24 protein-coding genes are annotated in these 22,123 nt (G+C 33.1%); 6 read left to right on the top strand and 18 right to left on the bottom strand.

The window, feature by feature from the left end:
• The 5 genes from JOD41_RS07160 to murA all read right to left on the bottom strand — a co-directional run bounded on the left by JOD41_RS07160 (position 1) and on the right by murA (position 5,604).
• Entirely contained in the window at positions 1 to 957 is a 957-nt protein-coding gene (locus JOD41_RS07160; RefSeq protein WP_205052225.1) for an ABC transporter ATP-binding protein, read from the bottom strand.
• A gap of 1 nt (position 958) precedes the next feature.
• Positions 959 to 1,801, bottom strand: coding sequence for an ABC transporter permease (locus JOD41_RS07155; protein ID WP_205052224.1), 843 nt, complete (start codon positions 1,799 to 1,801; stop codon positions 959 to 961).
• A gap of 7 nt (positions 1,802 to 1,808) precedes the next feature.
• Positions 1,809 to 2,738 carry an ABC transporter permease gene (locus JOD41_RS07150; protein WP_205052223.1) on the bottom strand — a complete coding sequence of 310 codons (930 nt, stop codon included), beginning with the start codon at positions 2,736 to 2,738 and terminating at the stop codon, positions 1,809 to 1,811.
• Positions 2,739 to 2,805: 67 nt separating this feature from the next.
• A complete protein-coding gene (locus JOD41_RS07145) occupies positions 2,806 to 4,335 on the bottom strand; it encodes an ABC transporter substrate-binding protein (RefSeq protein ID WP_205052222.1) in 1,530 nt (509 codons plus the stop codon).
• A 21-nt stretch (positions 4,336 to 4,356) separates the two neighbouring features.
• Positions 4,357 to 5,604, bottom strand: a complete 1,248-nt coding sequence (gene murA / locus JOD41_RS07140) for a UDP-N-acetylglucosamine 1-carboxyvinyltransferase (protein WP_205052221.1) — start codon at positions 5,602 to 5,604, stop codon at positions 4,357 to 4,359.
• A 150-nt stretch (positions 5,605 to 5,754) separates the two neighbouring features.
• On the opposite strand from murA, the gene JOD41_RS07135 reads away from it, so the two are divergent.
• The gene (locus tag JOD41_RS07135; RefSeq protein ID WP_205052220.1) at positions 5,755 to 6,909 is read left to right on the top strand and encodes an aminotransferase class I/II-fold pyridoxal phosphate-dependent enzyme; all 1,155 of its coding nucleotides are present in this window, start codon (positions 5,755 to 5,757) and stop codon (positions 6,907 to 6,909) included.
• Between the two features lie 94 nt (positions 6,910 to 7,003).
• Here JOD41_RS07135 and JOD41_RS07130 read toward each other — a convergent pair whose 3' ends face one another.
• The 12 genes from JOD41_RS07130 to sdaAB form a co-directional block, all read right to left on the bottom strand.
• On the bottom strand, positions 7,004 to 7,609 hold the full coding sequence (locus JOD41_RS07130) for a DUF554 domain-containing protein (RefSeq protein ID WP_338046855.1): 606 nt from the start codon (positions 7,607 to 7,609) through the stop codon (positions 7,004 to 7,006).
• Positions 7,610 to 7,693: 84 nt separating this feature from the next.
• Positions 7,694 to 8,569, bottom strand: a complete 876-nt coding sequence (locus JOD41_RS07125) for a DNA-3-methyladenine glycosylase family protein (protein ID WP_205052219.1) — start codon at positions 8,567 to 8,569, stop codon at positions 7,694 to 7,696.
• A 42-nt stretch (positions 8,570 to 8,611) separates the two neighbouring features.
• Positions 8,612 to 9,241, bottom strand: coding sequence for a redox-sensing transcriptional repressor Rex (locus tag JOD41_RS07120; RefSeq protein ID WP_205052218.1), 630 nt, complete (start codon positions 9,239 to 9,241; stop codon positions 8,612 to 8,614).
• A gap of 77 nt (positions 9,242 to 9,318) precedes the next feature.
• Complete coding sequence (gene srtB, locus JOD41_RS07115; RefSeq protein WP_205052217.1) at positions 9,319 to 10,059, bottom strand: class B sortase; 741 nt, start codon at positions 10,057 to 10,059, stop codon at positions 9,319 to 9,321.
• A gap of 25 nt (positions 10,060 to 10,084) precedes the next feature.
• The gene (locus JOD41_RS07110; RefSeq protein WP_205052216.1) at positions 10,085 to 10,261 is read right to left on the bottom strand and encodes a hypothetical protein; all 177 of its coding nucleotides are present in this window, start codon (positions 10,259 to 10,261) and stop codon (positions 10,085 to 10,087) included.
• 1 nt (position 10,262) lies between these two features.
• On the bottom strand, positions 10,263 to 11,165 hold the full coding sequence (locus JOD41_RS07105) for an arginine deiminase-related protein (RefSeq protein ID WP_205052215.1): 903 nt from the start codon (positions 11,163 to 11,165) through the stop codon (positions 10,263 to 10,265).
• Between the two features lie 74 nt (positions 11,166 to 11,239).
• Positions 11,240 to 12,067: a bifunctional 5,10-methylenetetrahydrofolate dehydrogenase/5,10-methenyltetrahydrofolate cyclohydrolase gene (locus JOD41_RS07100; RefSeq protein WP_205052214.1), complete on the bottom strand. Its 828-nt coding sequence runs from the start codon at positions 12,065 to 12,067 to the stop codon at positions 11,240 to 11,242.
• A complete protein-coding gene (locus JOD41_RS07095; protein ID WP_205052213.1) occupies positions 12,060 to 12,956 on the bottom strand; it encodes a diacylglycerol/lipid kinase family protein in 897 nt (298 codons plus the stop codon). Before JOD41_RS07095 ends, JOD41_RS07100 begins: the two co-directional genes overlap by 8 nt.
• 23 nt (positions 12,957 to 12,979) lie before the next feature.
• Positions 12,980 to 13,714 carry an elongation factor P 5-aminopentanone reductase gene (gene ymfI / locus JOD41_RS07090; protein WP_205052212.1) on the bottom strand — a complete coding sequence of 245 codons (735 nt, stop codon included), beginning with the start codon at positions 13,712 to 13,714 and terminating at the stop codon, positions 12,980 to 12,982.
• 127 nt (positions 13,715 to 13,841) lie between these two features.
• Positions 13,842 to 15,083, bottom strand: coding sequence for a dicarboxylate/amino acid:cation symporter (locus JOD41_RS07085; RefSeq protein ID WP_205052211.1), 1,242 nt, complete (start codon positions 15,081 to 15,083; stop codon positions 13,842 to 13,844).
• A gap of 1 nt (position 15,084) precedes the next feature.
• Positions 15,085 to 15,966, bottom strand: coding sequence for an L-serine ammonia-lyase, iron-sulfur-dependent, subunit alpha (gene sdaAA, locus JOD41_RS07080; protein ID WP_205052210.1), 882 nt, complete (start codon positions 15,964 to 15,966; stop codon positions 15,085 to 15,087).
• Positions 15,967 to 16,635, bottom strand: coding sequence for an L-serine ammonia-lyase, iron-sulfur-dependent subunit beta (gene sdaAB, locus JOD41_RS07075; protein ID WP_205052209.1), 669 nt, complete (start codon positions 16,633 to 16,635; stop codon positions 15,967 to 15,969).
• A 266-nt stretch (positions 16,636 to 16,901) separates the two neighbouring features.
• On the opposite strand from sdaAB, the gene JOD41_RS07070 reads away from it, so the two are divergent.
• Both JOD41_RS07070 and JOD41_RS07065 read left to right on the top strand, forming a co-directional pair.
• The gene (locus JOD41_RS07070; protein WP_205052208.1) at positions 16,902 to 18,479 is read left to right on the top strand and encodes an AbgT family transporter; all 1,578 of its coding nucleotides are present in this window, start codon (positions 16,902 to 16,904) and stop codon (positions 18,477 to 18,479) included.
• Between the two features lie 135 nt (positions 18,480 to 18,614).
• On the top strand, positions 18,615 to 18,962 hold the full coding sequence (locus JOD41_RS07065) for a hypothetical protein (protein WP_205052207.1): 348 nt from the start codon (positions 18,615 to 18,617) through the stop codon (positions 18,960 to 18,962).
• A gap of 31 nt (positions 18,963 to 18,993) precedes the next feature.
• On the opposite strand, the gene JOD41_RS07060 is transcribed toward JOD41_RS07065, so the two are convergent.
• Positions 18,994 to 19,677 carry a radical SAM protein gene (locus JOD41_RS07060; RefSeq protein ID WP_205052282.1) on the bottom strand — a complete coding sequence of 228 codons (684 nt, stop codon included), beginning with the start codon at positions 19,675 to 19,677 and terminating at the stop codon, positions 18,994 to 18,996.
• Positions 19,678 to 19,909: 232 nt separating this feature from the next.
• On the opposite strand from JOD41_RS07060, the gene JOD41_RS07055 reads away from it, so the two are divergent.
• The 3 genes from JOD41_RS07055 (at position 19,910) to JOD41_RS07045 (ending at position 22,113) form a co-directional block, all read left to right on the top strand.
• Entirely contained in the window at positions 19,910 to 20,752 is an 843-nt protein-coding gene (locus JOD41_RS07055) for a DegV family protein (RefSeq protein WP_205052206.1), read from the top strand.
• Between the two features lie 111 nt (positions 20,753 to 20,863).
• The gene (locus JOD41_RS07050; protein WP_205052205.1) at positions 20,864 to 21,040 is read left to right on the top strand and encodes a hypothetical protein; all 177 of its coding nucleotides are present in this window, start codon (positions 20,864 to 20,866) and stop codon (positions 21,038 to 21,040) included.
• A gap of 131 nt (positions 21,041 to 21,171) precedes the next feature.
• Positions 21,172 to 22,113: a DUF2232 domain-containing protein gene (locus JOD41_RS07045; protein WP_205052204.1), complete on the top strand. Its 942-nt coding sequence runs from the start codon at positions 21,172 to 21,174 to the stop codon at positions 22,111 to 22,113.
• Positions 22,114 to 22,123: the final 10 nt, after the last annotated feature.

Below are 22,123 nucleotides of genomic sequence, written 5' to 3'. Positions count from 1 at the left end.
TCACCTATACAAAAAGCAGCTAACTAAATGACCATCAATGTCAACTTCTTCAGGAATTTTTTCTCCGCAAATTTTCATCTTCTCGTCACATCTGTCACAGAAATAGCAAGATTCAGGTAAATCAATAGGATTTGGCACAGAACCTCTAATTGTATAGAGCTCATCTTTTTTCTTGTGAGCAGTAGGTATTGCTTTAATAAGTCCTCTTGTATAGGGATGAAGAGGATTTTTAAAAATATCTTCTGCCTTAGCTCTTTCAACAACTTTACCTGCATATATTACATTTACATAATCAGCAATGTCTGAAACTACAGCAAGGTCGTGAGTAATAAAAATAATAGAAGTATTCATGTCTTCCTTTAACTTTTTCATTAGCTCCAAAACTTCCTTTTGAATAGTAACATCAAGTGCTGTTGTAGGTTCATCTGCTATTAAAAGTTTTGGAGAAGAAGAAAGTGCCATAGCAATCATAATTCTCTGTCTCATGCCACCAGAAAGTTCATGAGGATAGGAATTGTAAACATCTTCTGCCCTATCTATTTCAACTTTTTTTATCATTTCAAGAGATTTTTCCTTTGCGGTCTTCTTATCCATGTCAAAGTGTGTCCTAAAAACTTCTGACATTTGGTAGCCAATTTTTAGGGCAGGGTTTAGTGACGTCATGGGTTCTTGGAAAATCATAGAGATTTCATTACCTCTTATGTGTCTTAATTCTTCTCCTGAAAGCTTTAAAAGATTTTTCCCCTCAAAATTTATTTCTCCAGAAATTTTTTCAAGAGATGATTTGTCAATAAGACCCATAATTGCAAGTGAAGTTACAGATTTACCTGAGCCAGATTCTCCTACTATGGCAGTTGTCATTTTTTCACGAGTATTTATATTAACTTTGTTTACAGCTTTTACTATACCTTGGGAGCTTTTAAAAAAAACTTCAAGGTCTTTTATTTCTAATAACATATTACCTCCTGAACTTTGGATCGAAGGCATCTCTAAAGGCATCGCCAACAATATTTAACACTAAAATTGTAAGGGCGATTGCTATGCCCGGAAATAAAGTTATGTGTGGATAATTTCTTATATAAGCTCTACCCTCAGAAAGCATTTGTCCCCATTCTGCTTCTGGTGGCATAATTCCCATGCCAATAAAGGAAAGTGATGCTGCAGATAAAATTGCAGTTCCAACACCAATTGTAGCTTGCACAATTATGGGTGCAAAACAATTGGGAAGAATTTCTGCAAAAATTAATTTAAAAGTCTTTACTCCAGCAAGTCTTGCCGATTCAATATATTCTAAATTTTTCACAGACATAACCTGACTTCTAACAATCCTTGCATAAGATGGAATTGAAGAAAGAGAAACTGCTAAAATCAAATTTCTCATGCCGCCACCAAGTGTTGCTGCAAGGGCAATGGCAAGTACGAGTTGTGGAATGGATAAAATTGTATCCATAACTCTCATAATTATTGCGTCAAAAATTCCCTCATAGTAACCTGCCAAGGCACCAATGATTACTCCAATTACTGTTGAAATAATTACAGATGAAAATCCAATTCTAAGGGAAACTTGCGCCCCATGAAGAACTCTTGAAAAAATATCCCGTCCAAAATTATCTGTTCCCATTAAATGCTCACTACTTGGTCTTAAAAAGTTGTCCTTAGGAAACTGCTCTGTGTAATCGTAGGGTGAAAGTAGGTCGGCAAAAATTGCAGCAAAAATTATTAAAATTAAAATTATAAGTGCTGCCACAGCAATTTTATTTCTGCTGTAGTATTTAAAAAATGTTTTTAGTCTTTTTAGCATAATTCACCTACTTGTACTCTGACTTTATCCTTGGATTTATAAATCCATAGAGAATATCTACTGCAATTGATATTACAGAATAAACTATGGCTATAAGCATAATTGCCCCAAGAATTATTGGATAATCACGAGTTTTTACTGAATCAACCATTAGTCTTCCAATGCCTGGAATAGAAAAAATAGTTTCTGTTAAAATACTTCCGCCAAGAAGTCCTCCTGCTTGAAGTCCAATAGTTGTTATAACAGGAATCATTGCATTTTTTAGGGCATGGACAAAAATAATTTTTGTTTTTGAAAGTCCCTTGGCATAAGCAGTCCTAATGTAGTCCTTATCAAGGACATCTAACATGGCAGATCTTGTCATTCTCATAATTACAGCTGAAGACTGAAATCCTAAAGCAAACCAAGGCAGTATCATCTGCTTAAAAGATGAAAATCCTGATGCTGGAAGAATTTTTAGCTTTGTAGAAAATACAATTATAAGTAAAAGTCCTGACCAAAAAATTGGCATTGCAAGACCAATCATTCCAAAGGCTGTAATTATTGAGTCAATAAAAGTATTTTTCTTTAAGGCTGCAATAACTCCAAAAATTATTCCCATAATTATAGCAATGATGAGGGCGCCGCCTGCAAGTTTTAAAGTTGTCGGAAAGACCCTAATAAGAGTATCAGTAACAGGTCTTCCTGAATGATAACTTGTGCCAAGATCAAAATGAAAAATTAAATTTTTTAAATAATTTCCATATTGCACTATAAAGGGTTCATTAAGTCCAAGACTTTCTCTAATAGAATCTACTGCTTCCTTTGTTGCATTAGGCCCTGCCACTGCAAGAGCTGCATCTCCTGGCGACAAGTATAGGAGCAAGAAAACTATAAAACTTACACCTAAAAGTGTAGGTATTAAAATTAAAAGTCTCTTTAATATATATTTAGTCATATCTAATCCTTTCTTCTGTAGAAAAGACAAAATTCACCAAAGAAGACCTTGGTGAATTTTAAAAAAATTATTTTTCTAAAAGTGTTACATCTTTAAGTTCTTGTGGATATTTTGGAAGAAGATCAAGACCTTCTACTTTATTAGAACCAGCAACAAGTGTCTCGCCATAGCAGATGTATAACCATGGATATTCTTTATTGATTAGCTCTTGAGCTCTCTTATAAATATCAGCTCTCTTGGCATCATCAATTGTTGAAATACCTTCTTTTATTAAATTATCAAGTTCTGCATTGCCAAAGAATGTAACATTTGGCTCCTTACCTTTATTTTCAGAATGGAAAGGTTGGAAAAGTTCATAGTGTGCATCTACAATTGATGGGTTCCAACTCATGATAAACATATCATGTTCTTTATTTCTAACTGCATCTACAAAGGCACCCCATTCAAGTCTTTCTACGCTAAGACCAATACCATAATCTTTAAGTTGGTCTTGCATCATAGTTGCAACATTAACTCTTTGTTGGTTATCAGATGTGTAGATTTTAATATTTGTTCCTTCTCCAATACCTGCTGCAGCAAAAAGTTCTTTTGCTTTTTCTTTATTTACTGTATTTTCTTTTAATGAATCAGCAATAGAATACTTGAAGTTAGGATTTATCGGGCTTGTTGCAAGTTTTCCACTGTTCATATAGACAGTTTCAAAAATTGTCTTAGTGTCAATGGCATTTACCATAGCTTCCCTTGCTTCTTTCTTGTCAAAAGGAGCTTTTTCCACATTAAATCCAATAAAGTGAACTGAATTATCTAGCCTTCTAAAAAGTTGTAAATCCTTATTTTCTTCTATATTAGAAATTTCTGATGGATCGATTTTATATGCTAGGTCAACTCCACCACTTTCAAGCTCAATTATTCTCTGTGAAGCTTCTGGAATAACTTTCATTTCAATGCCAGCAATTTTTGGCTTATTGCCCCAATAATTTTCATTTACTGAAAAAGTTGCATGGTCATTTTGAACCCATTCGTCTAAGACAAAAGGACCAGTTCCCATTGGTGCAGTAGTAAGATCTGCTCCACCTTCAACATATTTTTTTGATAAAATTGATACAGCTGGATGTGATAGTGAATTTAAAAAGGCTGCATCAGCTTCAGTTAATTTAAAGGAGAAAGTCAAATCATCTTCTTTATTATAAGAATTTGGATCTATCTTTCCATAAAAAGATTTGTATCTGTCACTTTTTGCTGCTCTTTGAAGAGTGAAAATTACATCATCAGCAGTAAGAGGATCTCCATTGGAAAACTTAACTCCCTCTTTAAGCTTAATTTTAAAACTTTGTGGGTCTGGGTTTTCAATTGTTTCTGCAAGAGAATTTACAAGCTCACCCTTGGAATTTCTCTTAACCAAAGTATCATAAACTTGAATTAAAATATTTTCTTCGTAGTCATCAGAAAGTGCATTTGGCTCAAGTGTTGTAGTGTCTTCTGAAACTGCAACCTTTAAAATTTTGCCTTCCCCTTGGGCTTCTTCTTTTTTATTGGAACAAGCTACCATAAAAACCGACAGCACTATAAGCATTGCTATTATTAACTTTTTCTTCATTATCGTCTTCCTTTCTGTTTTCTAAACTCTTTTTATATCTGCTCCAAGATTTCTAAATTTTTCTTCAATTTTTTCGTATCCCCTATCAATATGATGGATTTCAGAAATTTCTGTTTCTCCTTCAGATACGAGACCTGCAAGAATAAGCGCAGCTCCTGCTCTTAAATCTGTTGCAGCAACCTTGGATCCGTATAGTTTACTTTTACCCAAAAGTATAGCTTCTCTATCTACTACCTTAATTTTTGCACCCATTTTCTTTAATTCCTCTGCGTGCATAAATCTATTTTCAAAAACAGTTTCGATAATAGAGGATTGTCCTTCAGCTTGAGTTAATAGTGCCATAAATTGTGCTTGTAAGTCTGTTGGAAAACCTGGATGTGGAAGGGTTTTTATTTCAATTGGCTTTATTTCATCTGATCCAATAACCCTAACTGTATCACCATTTTCAATTATCTTTGCACCAGTTTCTTCTAACTTTGCAATAACTGGCTTTAAGTGAGAGGTAATAATATTTTGAATTGTAATATCACCAGCAGTAATTGCAGCTGCCACCATAAAAGTGCCTGCTTCAATTCTATCTGGAATAACTTGATGAGTGCAGCCTCTTAACTTTTCCACTCCCCTAATTCTAATAGTAGAAGTTCCTGCTCCCATTACCTTAGCACCCATTTTATTTAAAAAGTTTGCTAAATCAACTATTTCTGGTTCCATGGCACAGTTTTCCATCACAGTTTCGCCTTCAGCCAAAACTGCAGCAGTCATAATATTTTCAGTTGCACCAACAGAAGGGAAGTCCAAATAAATTCTTGTGCCAACTAGTTTGTCACACTCAGCTTTAATTTCACCATGAGTCATTTCTATATTGGCTCCTAGTGCTCTAAAACCCTTTAAGTGTAAGTCAATAGGTCTTGAACCAATATTGCAACCACCAGGTAGGGAGTTGTAAGCCTTATTTAATTTTGCAAGAAGTGGTCCCATAACAAGAAAAGATGCTCTCATCTTGCTCATAAGTTCATAATCAGTTTTATAAGAATTAAGTCCACTTGGATCAATTACAAGCTTATTTCCTTCTTTATTTATTTTAAGACCAAGTTTTCGTAAAACTTCTGTAATTATTTCAACATCTTTAAGTTCAGGCACATCTTCCAAAATAATCTCTTCTGTTCCAAGTATTGTAGCTGCAAGTATTGGTAGGGCAGCATTTTTTGCACCTGATATTCTAACATTTCCCTTTAATGGGCCATTTGGTTTTACTAAAATTTTATCCAAAAGGATTCCTCCTATGTTTATATTTATTACGATTATTATTTTATCTATATTTATTTAATTATAACATAGACAACTTTAATATTTAAGGAATTAAAAGCATGAGCTTAAATAAAAAATTTTTGTGTTAAAATACTAAGGAGGGAGGAAAATATGAAAGAATTTATTCAAGAAAAATATAAAAATATTAAAGAGTCAATTTATTCAAGTGACTATTCAAATATATATCCTGACTTTATAAATTTTGCCTTAGGCGATCCAGACCTTAGGACAGACGAGATGATTATAAAGGAAGCCTACGACTCACAGATGAAGGGCTTTACTCACTACGCAGATCCACAAGGTTATCTTGGGCTTAGAAAAGAAATTGCCAAGGCATATTTAGAAGACTATGGTGTAAAGTGTGATCCCAAGGAAATTTTAATTACTATGTCTGGCACTGAAGCCCTCTATATAATTTTAGAAGCAATAATAAATCCAGGCGACGAAGTCATTGTGCCATCGCCTTACTTTAGCGTTTATCCAGACCAAATTGAAATGACGGGTGGCGTGCCAGTAATTTATGAAACAAATTTTGAAAATAACTTTAATATTGAGCCAAGAGAAATTGAAAAATTAATCACTGCAAAAACTAAGGCTTTAATAATAAACACGCCTAACAATCCAACAGGCGCTGTCTATAGTGATAAGACTCTAAAAGAAATTTATGAAATGGCAAAAAAATATAAGCTTCTTGTGATTTGCGACGACATCTACACAATTTATTCCTACGAAAGCAAATTCAAGCCCATGATTTCCTATGATGAAGAATTTAAAAATGTAATTTCAATTACATCCATGTCCAAGGACTTCGTCATGACTGGTTGGAGGCTTGGCGCCATTCTTGCTAATAAAGACTTAATAAAGACCATGACCTACATTCACGAGAACATAGTTTATTCAGTGCCAACAATTTGCCAGTACGCAGGTGCTCTTGGCATTGCCAATAGAAAGACCATTTGCCCACCCCTCTATGAAGAGTACAAGGAGAGGATGTATCTCGCCTATGAGAGGCTAAAAAAATTAAAGCATGTAGAAGTTTTAAAGCCACAGGGAACTTTTTATATCTTTCCAAAAATTTCTGTACCAGGCATGACTACAAAAGAAGTCCTAAGAGAAATTTTAGAAAAGACCCATGTAAATTTAATTGACGGCGAAGCCTTTGGACCAGCCGGCAAGGGCTTTATAAGAATTGCAGTTACAGTTAATAAGAACAAGATCAACGAGGCCTTTGATAGGATAGAAAGACTAGAAATTTTTAAAAAATAAATTTAACTGAGAAAAATTTTGAAAATAAATTTTCGCTATTATAAAAAAATTTTTCCAAAGAGAAAGGACTGAGCAGGAAAACTCAGTCCTTTATTTAAAATATTTTAAGTATTACGCCATAAATTATGGGGACAAAAATTGCTGGAAGTGAATTTGCAATTTTGTAGTCAACAAGTTTTAACATGGAAAGGCAAATGGCAATAATCATAATGCCGCCAGTGCCCGACAAATTTGCAGCTATTTCTGGCGAGAGTATTGGTGCCAAAAAGCCTGAGAGGAAAACTAAAATCCCCTGATAGATAAAAATTGGAAGGGCTGATAAGGACACGCCCCTGCCAAAGATCGTGGCGAGGAAAAAGGCAGTGAAAGCGTCCATAGTTGCCTTGGCAAATAAAATTTCATTGTCGCCCTTTAGTCCTGCGTCAATAGAGCCAAGTATTGTCATATACCCTACGCAGAAAATTAAGCTGGCAGAGATAAAACCTTCTGCAAACTTATCTTCTTCTCCACTGATGAATTTTCCTTTTATGGAATTGGCAAAATTATTTAATTTTCCATCAAGGTCCAATAGCTCGCCGACAATTACTCCAAGGACAAGAGAAATTATAGAAACAATAATGTTGCCCTTCATGGCAGACTCCACTCCCATTACCAAGACGCAGAGGGGCAAAAATTTCATAATTGACTCCTGGATTCTCACTGGAAATTTTTATCCGATAAAGGCACCCAAAAGTCCCACAATTAAAACAGCTATGGCATTAACAAAAACTCCTAACATAACAAGCTACTTTCCCAACTTGTTTTCTCTGCCATAATAAAATAAATATTGGTTGGCAAAGCCTGCGTTTTTGCCAAAGACTTCTCGTCCCCTCATGGCAATTTTTGATTTTGGTGTTACTTCTTTTAAATAAAGTTCTTCCATAACTCTTTTTATCCAAACATCTACAGGGAAGGACTCCTTTCTGTCAAAAGCAAAGAGAAGGATGCAGTCGGCAACCTTTGGTCCAACTCCAGGTAGAACTTGTAGGGCACGCCTTGCATCTTCGAGTTCCATTTTTTCTATTTCATCAATATCTACGATTCTATCTTTTATTAAATTTGCAGTTTCAACAATTCTTTTGTCCCTAAAGCCAACTCTTGCAAATTCTCTTAATTCTTCTGGTCTTGCAAGAGAAAGTTTTTCGGCACTTGGAAAGGAATAATATTTTCTATTTTCATCTTCTCCAAGATAATCGCCATACATTTCAGAAATTTTTTCTATGGCTTTTTTTATTCTTGGTATTTGATTGTTTGCAGAAATTATAAAGGAAATAATTGTCTCGAATTTGTCTTGATTTAAAATTCTTATACCTTTGCCATAGTCTGTTGCATTTTTCATTACAGGATCTTTTGCAAGTTCTTCCATTACAAGTTTATAGTCACGAGAAAGATCAAAGTAATTATAAAAAATTTCATCAAAGGAATTTTTATCAACTCCTTTTAAAAATATTTCGTCAGCGACTTTTTTTGCATTTACAACTTTTCCATGGGTTATAAAAGTAAAAGAGCCGTCACTTTCTTCATACCATCTAAAGGCTTGACCACAAGTGAAAATGTCTCTTGGATTAAATTCTTCTAATTCACTTATAATACAAAAATCTCCATCAAATTTTATCTTCATTAAATTCTCCCATAAATAAAAAACCTATTAATAAATAATAGGTCAGCCAATTTCTTTCATAAAATAAGAAAGTGTAAGAAGAGAGTCATTAAGTCTAATATTTTCAACTATTACACCTTGAGGTCCCTTTAAATCATAGGGTGCAAAATTCCAAATTCCCTTAACACCTGCATTTATAACTCTATTCGCTACATCTTCCAAGGATTCCTTTGGCACTGTTATAATTGCAACATCAACTTTCTCATCTTTTATGTATTTTTCTAAATCTTTCATATTTCTAACTTTAATACCACTTATATCTTCTATGTCGTCTTTTATATCAAAGAGAGAAGTTACATTAAAACCAGAATCTCTAAAACCATTGTATCTTGCTATTGCCTGTCCCAGTCTACCTGCACCAATTACAATACTTTTATAAGATCTATCTATTCCAAGAATTTTATCAACCTGTTCCTTTAGAGCCTTTGTATTATATCCATAACCTTGTTGACCAAAACCGCCAAAATTATTTAAGTCCTGTCTAATTTGCGAAGCACTAAATCCAGTAATCTGACTAAGTTCTTTAGAAGAAACTCTCTCGATTCCTGTGTCAATTAATTCTTTTAAATATCTATGATAAACTGGCATTCTTCTTATAACAGTTTCAGAAATGCCCCTTGCATTCTTGGACAAATCAACACCTCCCAATTGTTTATATTATAACAATCTTTATGATTTTTGTAAAATAAGGCATATTAAAAATATAAATTTTAATCTTCTACTAATTTTCCCTGCACCACAAGTCTTGTGTCTTTTGGAGAACAAGTTTGAAGAGTTAAAATATCCTTAATTTCACTTGGCACTTCTGTCTTTAAAATATTTCTCTCTTTAATGTATGAAATAAGTTTTTTCCCATCTTCTTCTGAATAAGATGGACTCCTAAACTTGTCATAGGGGTCAGCATTATAAACTGCAAAGACCTTGTATTTTTTGTAACCAGAAAGAGAATAAATTTCTATAAACTTATCTTCCTTAAAGAAATTTTCTTCTTCGTACTTGTGAAGGTCCTTAAAGTTTCCAGCCCTAACATTATTGTGGCCGTAGATAATTGTGTTTTGGTCTGAAAAATCTTCCTTATTTCTATAATCCATAAAAATGGCGCCAAAAACATTGTAGTCATCCTTGTAATTGTGGTTTAGGTAGTAGTCGTTATCACTTCCCTTTACAATAGGATAGTCTATTTCTGTTCCACCAACCCTAATCCATCCCACAATAGAAGGATATTCTTTTCTAAGTTCTTCAAATTTTTCTATGGCTTCCTGGTCCCTTTTTTCTTTCTCTTTAGTTTTGGAATCAGCCTTTACTTCTTCCCTTTCAAATTTTTCTTGGACTTCTCTTGTGGCAGACTTAAAGGCCCTGTCCTCCTTCTTGTAGTTGTAAATCCTATAAAGGCTTGCCAGCAAGATTATGGCAAGAATAATTTCTATTATATTTATTATTTTTCTCTTCATTTATCTCCCTTTCGGTTTTTAACTTTTAAAGATAAATCGCTGCTGCTAAAATCATACAATCTATAACCATTATAAGTCGTCCTAAGAGTGGCAATAAATTTTTCCTAGACTTGTCTTCTTTATAATTTTTAAAATTTTCAGGGATTTCCCTTGCCCAAAAAATTGCAAAGAATATAAAAAGCAAGAATTTTAATAATTTCATATCAAAGCTCCCTTATGTCAAAGAAATTTTCTGCAATCATACATCTTATGGAGCCACCGCCATATTTTTCTATAGTCTTAACATCAATGGCTAAAATTTTATCGTATTTTTCAATTATTTTTTTGTGTTCACTGCTAAGGACGTCATAGGCAGATTTTGAAAGCACAAGAATATTTTTGTCATGACCTTTTAATTCAATAGCATTTGCTGCGTAATTATTAAATTCATCTTCCCCTAAAGAAATAATTTCCTTGCCAGAATCTCTAAGGGACTTTAGAACTTCCTCTTTATTTTCTACTATTAAATTATCTGCAATAATTGCAAATTTTTCTGCCACCATCATGACCACATTTGTGTGGTAAATGTCCTTGCCCTTATCTTCTGACCTAAAATAAATTGGCTTTAAATTAAAAATTTTAGCAAACCTTAAAAATTCACTCTTGTCACAGCGTTTTGAAAGGCTTCCATAACAAATACCCTTCCACCTATCTATGACAAGGGCGCCTGTCCCTTCTAATACTTTTCCCTCATCATTTCTAAAATCAATTACATGAGCTTTATTGTAGTCAATAATTTTTTTAAGCTGAGGTAAAATCTTTTTATATTCTCTACTTCTATTATTGGCATACATTTGTGAAATAAAAACTTTTCCAGGGAAAGTCACAAAGACATTGTTGGGAAAAATTGAATCAGGCGTAGTCTCGTCAAAATCTTCTATTACATCTACATGAATATTATTTTCACGAAGAAGCCTAAGGGCTTGGTCAAATTCCTCTAAAGCTTTATTTTTTATTTCATCTTCTGATATTTTCTTTGGACATTCTTGGTAGACATTATCCACGGCTGTCTCTTTATTAAAATTAAAGGCATAGGGCCTAACTAATATTACATTATTTGTTATCATTTTTTTCTCCTTTTTTTCATTATAACAAATTTAAAAATAAAAAACTCTCCAGAAAATTTGGAGAGCTGAAATTTTTAATAATAATTTACTACATTTTCAATTAAAAGAAGATTTGTAATACTGCCAATTCCTCCAGGAACTGGTGAGTAGGCACTTATTTTTCCATCTACAGACTTTTCGTCTAAGTCGCCCTTATATTTTCCTTCCTTATTTTTTGAAGTTCCAATGTCAATTACGATAGCATCTTCATTAAAATAAGTATCATCTAAACTTTCGGCACGTCCCATGGCTGTAAAAATTATATCTGCTGATTTTGTGTGCTTTTTTAAGTCCCTTGTGCCAACATGACAAATTGTAACTGTGGCAAGATCCTTTAATAAAAACATGGCAAGAGGCTTACCCACAACATTAGAGTGGTTTATAATAACTGTTTCCTTTCCCTTTAAGTCATAGCCATAAAATTTTAAAAGTTCGTAGGAAGCCTTTGGAGCAAGGGGAGTAAATCCACTTACATCGCCGCTAAAAACTTTTGCCATATTTACTGGGTGCATACAATCTATATCCTTTTTTGGATCAAGGGCAAGAGAAATTTTTTCCTCATTAAAATTTTCTGGAAGAGGTCTAAAAATTAGAATACCCCCAATTTTTTTATCCTCATTTAACTTTTTTATTCTCTCAATAACTTCTTCTTCACTTGAATCTTTTGAAAACTCATTTGAATCAACTTGGACTCCAATTTTTTCAGCCGTCTTTTTTATTCCCTTTTCATAGGCAAGGCTGCCGTAGTCATTGCCCACTCTAATTATAGAAATAATTGGCTTAGATTTTAAATTTTTTACTTTTTCAATTAATTCCTTGTTCTTTTTATCAACATAATCCTTGGCATATAAAACCTTAGTCATTCTGCACCTCTCTTGGGAGATAAACTTCCACTGCTTCCTTTAAAATTTCTATTTTTACTGGCAAATTTGGACCCTTATCTCCATCAATATCAAGAGTAACATCTTCTCCATCTATTGAATTTATTTCCACATCTTTTACAGAATAGTGAACTACATTTTCGCCTTCTTCAACTTCTCCAATAATAGAATCCTTTAAAGCTTCTAGTCTGTCTTTAATGCTGTCCCTTGTAAGTATAAATAAATTTGCCTTTCCATTATCCATTTCTTCATTTTCACTTGTAAATTCTATATTCCCAATTTTATTTGATAAGCCAACTATTAAGTGATCTACTGGTCCAGAATAATTTCCAGCATCAGATTTCACTTGAAACTGATATTCTTCTGATGAAGCTAATTTTTCTATGGACTTCTTTATATAGGCAAGTCCCCCAAATTTTGATTTTTCTTCTGAAGAGACTTCGTGAATTGCTTCTGGCACTGCACCTATTGACGCAAAAAGGCTAAAAATATTCTCATTAACTTTTCCAAGGTCAACCTTTTTTGACTTAGTAAAATCAATGGATCTTAAAGCAGCTTCTTTGTCATCATCAATTCCAAGTTTTTTGGCAAATAAGTTTCCAGTTCCGCCTGGCAAGACTAAAAGCTTAGCCTTTGAAGAAACTTTATTCATGCCAAGTAAAACTTCATTTACAGTTCCATCTCCACCATAAACTCCAATGGCATCTACATCTTTTGTCTCTTGGACAAATTTTGTGCCATCGCCTTCTTTTTTTGTTCCCTTTAAAATTATCTCCTCAAAATATCCTTCTAAATACTTTTGAACTTCTCCAATAAACTCTTCTCCACTTTCGTCGCCAGAATTTGGATTGTAAATAAATAAAATTTTCATTGTAAATACCTCTTTTTTATAAATTAATAGACTATCATTCCACCATTTGGAGAAATGATTTGTCCCGTCATATAAGAATTTTTCTCTGAAACCATAAAGGCAACTAGCTCTGCAATTTCTTCAGTTGTGGCAAGTCGTCCCATGGGAATTTCTTCTGAAAGAATACACAAATTTTCTTCTCCTATTTCCTTTGTCATTGGTGTATCAACTGCCCCTGGTGCAATAGCATTAACTGTTATGCCAGAGTAGCCAAGTTCTTGTGCCAAAGCTTTTGTAAGGGCATTTATGGCACCCTTACTTGCAGAATAGTGGCTCTCCATAGATCCACCAACTATACCCCAAATAGATGACATATTTAAAATTTTTCCAGAATGTTTTTCTAACATATAGGGAAGAGCTGCGTGAATGGAATTATAAACTCCCTTAACATTTACATCAAAAATATTATCCCAAGTTTTTTCATCAATATCTTGAAAAAGTGCGTAGCTAGAAATTCCTGCATTATTTATAAGTATGTCAACGCCCTTAAATTTTTTTGCCACTTCCTTAAACATATTCTCAACTTCAGAAAACTTTGTAACATCTGCCTTTATTGCAAGGGCATCTTTTCCCATAGTTCTAATTTCTTCTTCTAATTTTTTTGCTTCTTCTTCTGATTTATTATAATTAATTATTATTCTGTAATCTTCTTTTGCAAGCCTCTTTGCAATATCTCTTCCAATTCCTCTTGAGGCACCTGTTATAAGTACAGTTTTCATATAACACCAACCTTTAATTTTATTATAACAAATTTATTTTAATTCTTTAATTGTTTAAAAAATATATTTTATAAACAAAAAAGCTATGTCATTGACATAGCTTTTTCTAGGTAAATATGCATTTTTGTTAAATATCTAATCTTGCTTCTTCTTCGAAGTTTTCTTCTGGAATAGGTCTTTTTACAATGTACTTGTAATAGATTTTTTCAACTGCCATAGAAATAGCGTTATCGCCAGTTACGTTAGCTGCTGTACCAAAAGAGTCTTGAGTTAGATATAGTGAAATTAAAATTGTAGCAAGTGTTCCTGATGAATCAATTCCTACTACTGGTAAGAATGGAAGTGCACTCATTACTGCTCCACCTGGTGCTCCTGGTGCTGCTACCATAGCAACTCCTAGGATACAAATAAATTTAAGAATTAGTGGGAAAGAGTGAGGCATATCGAACATTGTAAGTAATGTAAATACACAAGCTGTTAGAGTAATCATTGATCCAGCTAAGTGAACTGTTGCACATAGTGGGATACAGAATTCTCTAATTTGTCTTGTTACGCCCATTTTTCTGTTACAAGCAACGTTAACAGGAATAGTTGCTGCTGAAGATTGAGTTCCTACAGCTGTTAAGTAAGCTGGAACTGCTGCTTTTAAGCATTTGAATGGGTTTCTTCCTGTGTATGATCCTGCTGCAACAAATAAAATAACCATATAAAGTAAGTGCAAAATAATAATGCATAGGAATATTTTCCAGAATATTCCAAGAATTGCAAATACTGAACCTGAATATGATAGGTTACAGAAGTTACCAAAGATAAAGAATGGAAGTAGAGGTATTACGAATCTTGCTAATACTAAATTTATGATTTCGTTGAATTCGTTAATTCCCTTATAGAAAACTTCTCCGCTTCCCTTTGCTCTTAGTGCTGAAACTGTAAGTCCTAGCATAAATGCAAGTACAAGTGCTGCAGTTACATCAATGAAAGCTCCTAGCGGAATTTCAAAGAAAGGTGCAATTTCATTTGCAGTTGCTTTTTGAACTTGTTCTGCAAGTTCTGGTTTAATAAAGCTTGGGAATATGTTTCTTGCCATAGTGTAGGATAGAGATCCCGCAATTAGTGTTGATGCATAGGCAAGCGCAACTGTAGCTCCTAAAAGTTTACCAGCACCTTCAGATAGGTCTGCAATACCCTTAGATACAAAGGCAATGATCATTAATGGAATAATGAAATTTAAGAACTTTCCAAATAATCCAGAGATTGTGATTGCAATTTTAGTTACTACTGCAGGGCAATATTGTCCAACTAGAATACCTAGCGCAATAGCAATAATAAGTCTAGGAATTAGACCTATTTTTTTCTTTTTTTCTGTCATTTTAATCCTCCTTAATATTCAAAAACTCGGCTCTAATACATTGTCCGGTTTTTGTACCTGCTAGTCCGCCAAGACCAGTCTCCCTAATAGATTCATGTAGTAGATGCCCTACTTCACCCATTGCTTGACAAACTTCGTCAAAAGGTACAATAGATTTTATACCTGCAAGGGCCATATCAACTGATATGAAAGAATTCATAACTCCTGAGGCATTTCTAAAAGTACATGGATACTCTACTAGTCCTGCTATTGGATCGCAGGCTAGCCCCATTACATTAATAAGTGTAATGCTGGCTGCATTTAGTGCTTCTTCTACGCTTCCGCCAAGCATTTCAGTTACTGCGGCAGCTGCCATAGCACTGGCAGAACCACATTCAGCTTGGCATCCACCTTCAGCACCGGCGAATGTTGCATATTTACCAATAATTTGCCCTATTCCTATTGATGTCAAGAGTCCATTTATTAAAGTCTCATCATCTAAACCATATTTGTCCCTTGCTGCCATTAAGGCTGCAGGCATAATACCAGAACTTCCAGCAGTTGGCGCTGCTGCAATAGTTCCCATATTTGCATTGGTTTCCGATGTGGAAAAGGCCATAGCCATTGTCCTAACTAGAAATTTACTAGTTAAAGGATCTTTTTCTTTTTGATAGTCGTTCATCTTTTTTGCGAAGCCGTCTATCATTTTATATTCAGTGTCATAAGTTTTATCTAGTGTTTCATGAGATGACGCTTTCATAACATCTAAAATTTCTTGTAGCTTTTTCTTCATCTCTTCTTCAGTCATTTTAAGGGCCTTTGTCTCTCCCTTTAATACTAAGTCATAAAGGTGAAGATTTTCACTTTCACATACTTCTATAATTTCTTTAGCAGTATTTAACATTTAAACCTCCACATATTTTGAAGTTAAATATCTAGGATTATTTAACAAAAGATTTTTTAAGTTTTCATTGGCATTTTCGTCTAATTCCACTGTAAGAGTTACAATATTTGTAAGTTCGTCCTTACTTGTGTTAATAGATTCAATATTGTAGTTATCATTAGCTAAAGCTGTTGAAACTTCGGCGATAACGCCCTTTTGTTCGTCGTATTGGAATAAAAATGTCGGGAATTTTCCGTCAAACTCAACTTTTATTCCATTTATATCAACGATTATCATATTGCCTCCTCCAATTGAAGAGCCAATTACGTATTCGCTATTTCCATCTTTATAATTAAATTTTATTTTAACAGTATTTGGATGATATTCTTCTCCCAAATTCATTGGAATAAAAGAGTATTTAATCCCTCTTTCATCTGCAATTTCATAAGCCCTTCTAATAGAATTATCATATGTCTTAAAGCCCATAATTCCACCCAAAAGAGCTCTATCTGTTCCGTGTCCCTTATACGTATATGCAAAGGAACCGTGTAGATAAAATTCTACACTTTCATAATTATTAGGACAAATTTTTGCTGCAACTCTTGCTATTTTGCAAGCGCCTGCAGTGTGAGATGATGATGGACCAACCATTATGGGTCCAAGAATTTCAAAGGAACTGTATTCTTTCATTTATTTGTCACCTTCTTTTAGTCTATTTTAGCATAAAGTGTTAAAATTTGGAAATAAAATTATTCTTCTCCTTCCCAGAATTTACAAATTTATAAGCAAATAGAAGTTTATAAATGTTTTTACTTTTGTTTTAAAATAAATCATTTAATTTAATCTATTAAAGTAATGCCAAAAACGGTAATATTGTTAATTTTTTGTTGCAAGTATAACAAATATACTATAATATAAAATTTGAGAATATTATTTTTATTAATAAGGAGGATTATATGACAGAAAAAAACAAAAAAATAAAAGACCAAAATGATGTCGGCGGTTTTCTGAAAGGCGTAGAAAGAATTGGTAATAAATTACCTCATCCAGCCATGATTTTTGCAATACTTAGTGTAATCGTAATCATAGTATCACATTTTGCAGCAAAAGCAGGCTTGAATGTTACATATTTCGACGCAAAAGCTGGAGAAGAAGTAACTAAAGAAGCTGTTTCTCTATTAAATTGGGAAGGCCTTGCTTATATCTTTAACTCTGCAACAGAAAATTTTACAGGCTTTGCTCCACTAGGAACAGTTCTTGTAGCTATGCTTGGTGTTGGTGTTGCAGAAAACAGTGGACTTTTTAATGCAACTTTAAAAAGACTTCTATCAAATGTAAACCCTACACTTTTAACTGCCACAGTTGTATTTGCTGGCGTTATATCAAATATTGCATCTGACGCTGGATACCTAGTAGTAGTTCCACTAGGAGCACTTATATTTGCAAATGCAGGTCGTCATCCCCTTGCCGGTATTGCCGCAGCTTTTGCAGGCGTAAGTGGTGGTTTTTCTGCCAACTTATTACTTGGTACAACTGACCCACTACTTACAAATATTACAAATGAAGCCCTAAAAGCTGGTGGTATAGATATGACTCTTGCCGCTACTTGTAACTGGTACTTCCTATTTGTATCAACTTTCTTAATCACAATAATTGGTACTCTTGTAACTAATAGAATTGTAGAAAAGAACTTAGGAGAATACCATGGATCTTACAAGGCTGACGAAAGTCCACTAACTGATTTGGAAAAGAAGGGCCTTAGAAATGCTCTTATAGCTTTTATAATTTTTGTTGTGGTTATGGCAGTCTTAATGTTCCCAGCAAATGCCCCATTTAGAGCAGTAGAAGATGGAAAAGACATTAAAACTCTTAAGTTTTTCTTAGGTCACGGACTTATACCAGCTATGCTACTATTATTTATGATTCCTGGTATCGCTTATGGTAAAACTGTTGGAACTATAAAAACTTCCCACGACCTTGTGGATGCAATGACAAAGGCAATGAAGGGCATGGGTGGATACCTTGTTCTTGCTTTCTTTGCTGCACAGTTTGTATCTTACTTTAATAAAACAAACTTAGGTCTTATCCTTGCAAAAAACGGAGCAGACTTCTTGGATTCTATTAACTTAAAGGGACTCCCACTATTAATTATGTTCATCTTGCTTTCAGCTTTCTTAAACCTATTTATGGGATCAGCTTCTGCAAAATGGGCAATTATGGCTCCAATATTTGTGCCAATGATGTATAATCTTGAACTTTCACCTGCACTTACACAAGTTGCCTATAGAATTGGTGACTCTTCAACAAATATCATCACACCACTTATGTCTTACTTTGCAATGATCGTTGTTTTCATGCAAAAATACGACGAGGACTCTGGACTTGGAACTCTTACATCTATGATGCTTCCATATTCAATGTTCTTCTTGTTGGGTTGGACAATTTTAATGATAGTATGGTATCTAATAGGACTTCCTGTTGGACCAGAAGCACCACTTCATGTCCAAGACATGATAACAATGTTATTTATCTAAAATAAAATATTCTCAATAAAAATAAACTCGGTGAATTTTCCACCGGGTATTTTTTATGCTATAAATTTTAATTTTCAAATCACAAATCCCTATTTTTTGTTAAAATAATACTATCTTAATTGAAAGGGATTTATTATGGATTTTTTAAAAAATAAAAACTTACACATCTTATATCTATTCGTCTTTATAGCACTTTCCTTTGCAAACTATTTTTATCCAATAAATAAAATAGCTGTCTTGATATATAGTGTTTTAAGCTTAGTTATTTTAAGCTTTTTTGAAAAATTTTATAGTTTTAAGTTTAGTAACCATATAAAATGTCTTGCTATAATTTATATTATTTTAGTTTTGCTAGAATTTTTTATAGGAGATTTTATTTCTCCAATGGCATCTGAATCACCACAAAATCATGTTTTTATTTTTCTTAGTTCTTTATCTATTTTAACTATTTATAAAATATTAAAATATAAGAAGTATGAATGAAAAAAGGCGCTGTTTATCTACAGCGTCTTTTTTAGCCCACACCAAAGTCTGTATTTTCAAATAAAATATCAACTCTTGGATCATCTTCAAGATACCTATATTTTTCTACGAACCACTTTACAAGTTCTTCGTCTCTTTTTATATCAGTTGAGTTATTCATAAAAATATTTACTGTTGCGTGGGAGAAGTTTTTTATAATTTCCATGTCGCGATCAATCATTTCTCTCGTCTGTCCCTTTATGCCAACCATTACACAAGGCGAGTCAAAATATTTTTTCACTTCTCTATAATCTTTAAAGTCTGCACCCTTTTTTAGGACTTTTTCTCTAAAGTCATTGTCAAAAGTTTCTATGCCTGTTTTAAAAGTTATGGGAACTTTAAAAAAAACTCTCATTTCATGAAGCCTATTTCTATAAATCCAGTGGGCTTCAAAAAATAAGCGCCTTATATTTTTTTCCTCAACAATTCTTTTTATTTCTCTAAGAGTAGATTCTGTCAAATCAAAAACTGAGGCTGAGTCAATGACTTCTAAGACTCCAAATTCTCCAGTAACATTTTTTAAGACTTCAAAATTTATCTCGTCAATTTTTTTACTGTCCACTTCGTTGTCTTCTATATAATCACAAAAAGTACACTTGCCCCACTTGCAGGGTTTAGCCTTTAAAAGGACAATTTCTCTCTTTGTCTTGTTAGTAATTTTTGAATATCTATTAATAAAATCATCTCCCCAAATAAAACCAATTTCACTTAATATTTTACCACAAAAACTTTATAGATGCCTTTGTATCTATATTGACAGCTCAGATACTTTTCTTTATACTAAAGCTTACACAAGATAGTAAATATGTGAATAATTAATGAAATGTTAATAATTTATAAAAGGATTTTTAATATTTATTATGTATAATAGTAAAATGGATAAAATATAAATAATTGTGAGGAAATATATGGCAGTAAAAATAATTGTAGGATCAACTTGTGACATAGAAGAAAATATTAAGAAGGACTTAATTGTAGTTCCTCTTCATGTTACTTTTGGAGAGGAAGACTTTTTAGATTCAGTTGATATTACAAAGGATGAATTTTATGAAAGGCTTGAAAGGAAAGAAGAATTTCCAAAGACAAGTCAACCAACTCCTATGGCTTTTATTGAGGCCTACAAAGAAGTTGTAGATAAGGGTGATGAAGCTGTAGTTATTGTTTTATCGTCAAAATTATCTGGAACTTATCAAAGTGCAAAGATAGCTAGTGAGGGTCTTGAAGATAAAATTTTTATTGTAGATAGCTTAAATGTTTCAAATGCAGAGGGAGCTCTCGTTGATTACGCCATGAGACTTGTAAGAGAAGGTAAATCTGCAAGAGAAATTGCCGAACTTTTGGAGGAAGCAAAGAAAAGACTTAGACTTGTAGTTTTAGTTGACACCTTGGAATATCTTGAAAGAGGCGGAAGAATTTCAAAGGCATCTGCCCTTATAGGTGGACTCTTCTCTGTCAAGGTACTTCTTTCCATGGAAGATGGTGCAATAGAATCTGTTGGCAAGGCAAAGGGAATAAAAAATGCCAACAACTTATTTATTAGCGAAATAGAAAAACATGGGTCAATTGATTTTTCTATGCCTCTAAAACTTGGCTACACAGGTAGAGACAGTGAAAAGATTGAAAAATATTTGAGAGAGACAAAAGATCTTTGGGAAGATAAAATTTCTTCTCCAGAATTTATACAAATAGGAAGCGTTGTTGGCACTCATACAGGTCCAGGTGCCCTCTTCCTTGCATATTTTAGCAATTAATTTTAAAGTTCCTTTAGGGGAACTTTTTTCTATATAATTTTTTTCTTTTTTAAGTTATTTATTAAGTGTAGTTTTTGTTTTTTAATTATTTTTTGAGAAAGGAAGGAATTTATGGAGGAAAAGAAAATTATCCTATCGGGCATTACTTTTCGCTACGAGGATTTGGAAATTACTGATGAAGTCATGGAAAATATAGAGGACTTTTTACTGGACTTAGAGAACAGCCCTGATGGAATTTACGACAGCTTCTTTATGTATAAGGATGGCGACAACTTAATTATTTACTAATTTTTAAAGCTAGGGATTGCCCTGGCTTTTTTTATAAAATTTGCCAAGACTTTATCGCCAACTTTATTTTTTATTTTTATAATTTTTACCTAAATTTAGATTTCTTTATCAAATTCTAATTCTGTGGTAAAATGAAGAGGACAGGAGTTGATTTATTGGAAAAAGAAACTGATTTTAAGGGACTCTTTAGACTTTTTACCAGGTCTATAATTATTTCCATGATTGGAATGATTTTTCCCTTTCTTTATATTTTATTTCCTTCTATGTATGTAGTTGAATCTGTAAAAGAAGGAATTATAAAAGTGATGGCGACTTTAATTGCAGTTGTCTTCTTAATCGGTGCTATTTTAGGACCAATTGAAGCAATAATAATTTTTACAATTTTTGGACCCTTCATCTTAATTTTTCACTATATGATATCTACAAATAGATCTGTTGCAGCTACAATTCTTGCAACATCTCTTATATTTTTTACATCTATAATGGTATTATTTTTTGCCTTTGGCATAAATAGTGAAGTTTTAAATTCAAGGGAAACTATTAATGCAATTACAAGTTTTTATACAAATATTGCAAAAGATGCTGGTCTTTCTCAAGGTGATTTAACAGCTTTTTCTCAAAGTGCAGAAATTTATTACAAGGGATTTTTACAAATATTTCCTTCTATTTTAATAATTTTATCTGTAGTTACTTCATATATAACTTATACAACAGCTGGCAGAACTCTCCTTTCCAAGGGAAAGTTTATAATGCAACCATCTTCTCTTGAATTTTTAAAATTTCCAAGAGAAATAATTTTGCTATCTCTTGCAACACTTGCAATTTTTGCTTTAGCTGGTGATTATTTTGGAACAAGCGGTGAAATTTTTACCTTAAATTTAATGAATTTACTTTATTTTATGCTTTTTGTAGCTGGAATAAGTGTCCTTAAATTTTTCATGACGAGATTTGCTTTTAAAAGTTTTTTACAATTTTTATTAATTGGTCTTTGCTTAGCTATATCAACACTACAAATATTTGTTATGATACTTGGCGCTCTTGACCAAATTATTAATTTTAGAAAAATAAATTAAGTGGGAATAA

Source organism: Peptoniphilus gorbachii (genome assembly GCF_016908115.1).
GTDB classification, from domain to species: domain Bacteria; phylum Bacillota; class Clostridia; order Tissierellales; family Peptoniphilaceae; genus Peptoniphilus_A; species Peptoniphilus_A gorbachii.
The sequence above is the reverse complement of the archived record's forward strand: the minus strand, read 5'-3'. Positions and strand labels throughout refer to the sequence as shown.

Excerpts from the sequence above, each read along its gene's own strand:
- JOD41_RS07160 (WP_205052225.1), bottom strand. The coding sequence starts at position 957 with ATGTTATTAGAAATAAAAGACCTTGAAGTTTTTTTTAAAAGCTCCCAA.
- JOD41_RS07155 (WP_205052224.1), bottom strand. The coding sequence starts at position 1,801 with ATGCTAAAAAGACTAAAAACATTTTTTAAATACTACAGCAGAAATAAA.
- JOD41_RS07150 (WP_205052223.1), bottom strand. The coding sequence starts at position 2,738 with ATGACTAAATATATATTAAAGAGACTTTTAATTTTAATACCTACACTT.
- JOD41_RS07145 (WP_205052222.1), bottom strand. The coding sequence starts at position 4,335 with ATGAAGAAAAAGTTAATAATAGCAATGCTTATAGTGCTGTCGGTTTTT.
- JOD41_RS07135 (WP_205052220.1), top strand. The coding sequence starts at position 5,755 with ATGAAAGAATTTATTCAAGAAAAATATAAAAATATTAAAGAGTCAATT.
- JOD41_RS07125 (WP_205052219.1), bottom strand. The coding sequence starts at position 8,569 with ATGAAGATAAAATTTGATGGAGATTTTTGTATTATAAGTGAATTAGAA.
- srtB (WP_205052217.1), bottom strand. The coding sequence starts at position 10,059 with ATGAAGAGAAAAATAATAAATATAATAGAAATTATTCTTGCCATAATC.
- JOD41_RS07110 (WP_205052216.1), bottom strand. The coding sequence starts at position 10,261 with ATGAAATTATTAAAATTCTTGCTTTTTATATTCTTTGCAATTTTTTGG.
- JOD41_RS07105 (WP_205052215.1), bottom strand. The coding sequence starts at position 11,165 with ATGATAACAAATAATGTAATATTAGTTAGGCCCTATGCCTTTAATTTT.
- JOD41_RS07100 (WP_205052214.1), bottom strand. The coding sequence starts at position 12,067 with ATGACTAAGGTTTTATATGCCAAGGATTATGTTGATAAAAAGAACAAG.
- JOD41_RS07095 (WP_205052213.1), bottom strand. The coding sequence starts at position 12,956 with ATGAAAATTTTATTTATTTACAATCCAAATTCTGGCGACGAAAGTGGA.
- ymfI (WP_205052212.1), bottom strand. The coding sequence starts at position 13,714 with ATGAAAACTGTACTTATAACAGGTGCCTCAAGAGGAATTGGAAGAGAT.
- JOD41_RS07085 (WP_205052211.1), bottom strand. The coding sequence starts at position 15,083 with ATGACAGAAAAAAAGAAAAAAATAGGTCTAATTCCTAGACTTATTATT.
- sdaAA (WP_205052210.1), bottom strand. The coding sequence starts at position 15,966 with ATGTTAAATACTGCTAAAGAAATTATAGAAGTATGTGAAAGTGAAAAT.
- sdaAB (WP_205052209.1), bottom strand. The coding sequence starts at position 16,635 with ATGAAAGAATACAGTTCCTTTGAAATTCTTGGACCCATAATGGTTGGT.
- JOD41_RS07070 (WP_205052208.1), top strand. The coding sequence starts at position 16,902 with ATGACAGAAAAAAACAAAAAAATAAAAGACCAAAATGATGTCGGCGGT.
- JOD41_RS07065 (WP_205052207.1), top strand. The coding sequence starts at position 18,615 with ATGGATTTTTTAAAAAATAAAAACTTACACATCTTATATCTATTCGTC.
- JOD41_RS07055 (WP_205052206.1), top strand. The coding sequence starts at position 19,910 with ATGGCAGTAAAAATAATTGTAGGATCAACTTGTGACATAGAAGAAAAT.
- JOD41_RS07050 (WP_205052205.1), top strand. The coding sequence starts at position 20,864 with ATGGAGGAAAAGAAAATTATCCTATCGGGCATTACTTTTCGCTACGAG.
- JOD41_RS07045 (WP_205052204.1), top strand. The coding sequence starts at position 21,172 with ATGAAGAGGACAGGAGTTGATTTATTGGAAAAAGAAACTGATTTTAAG.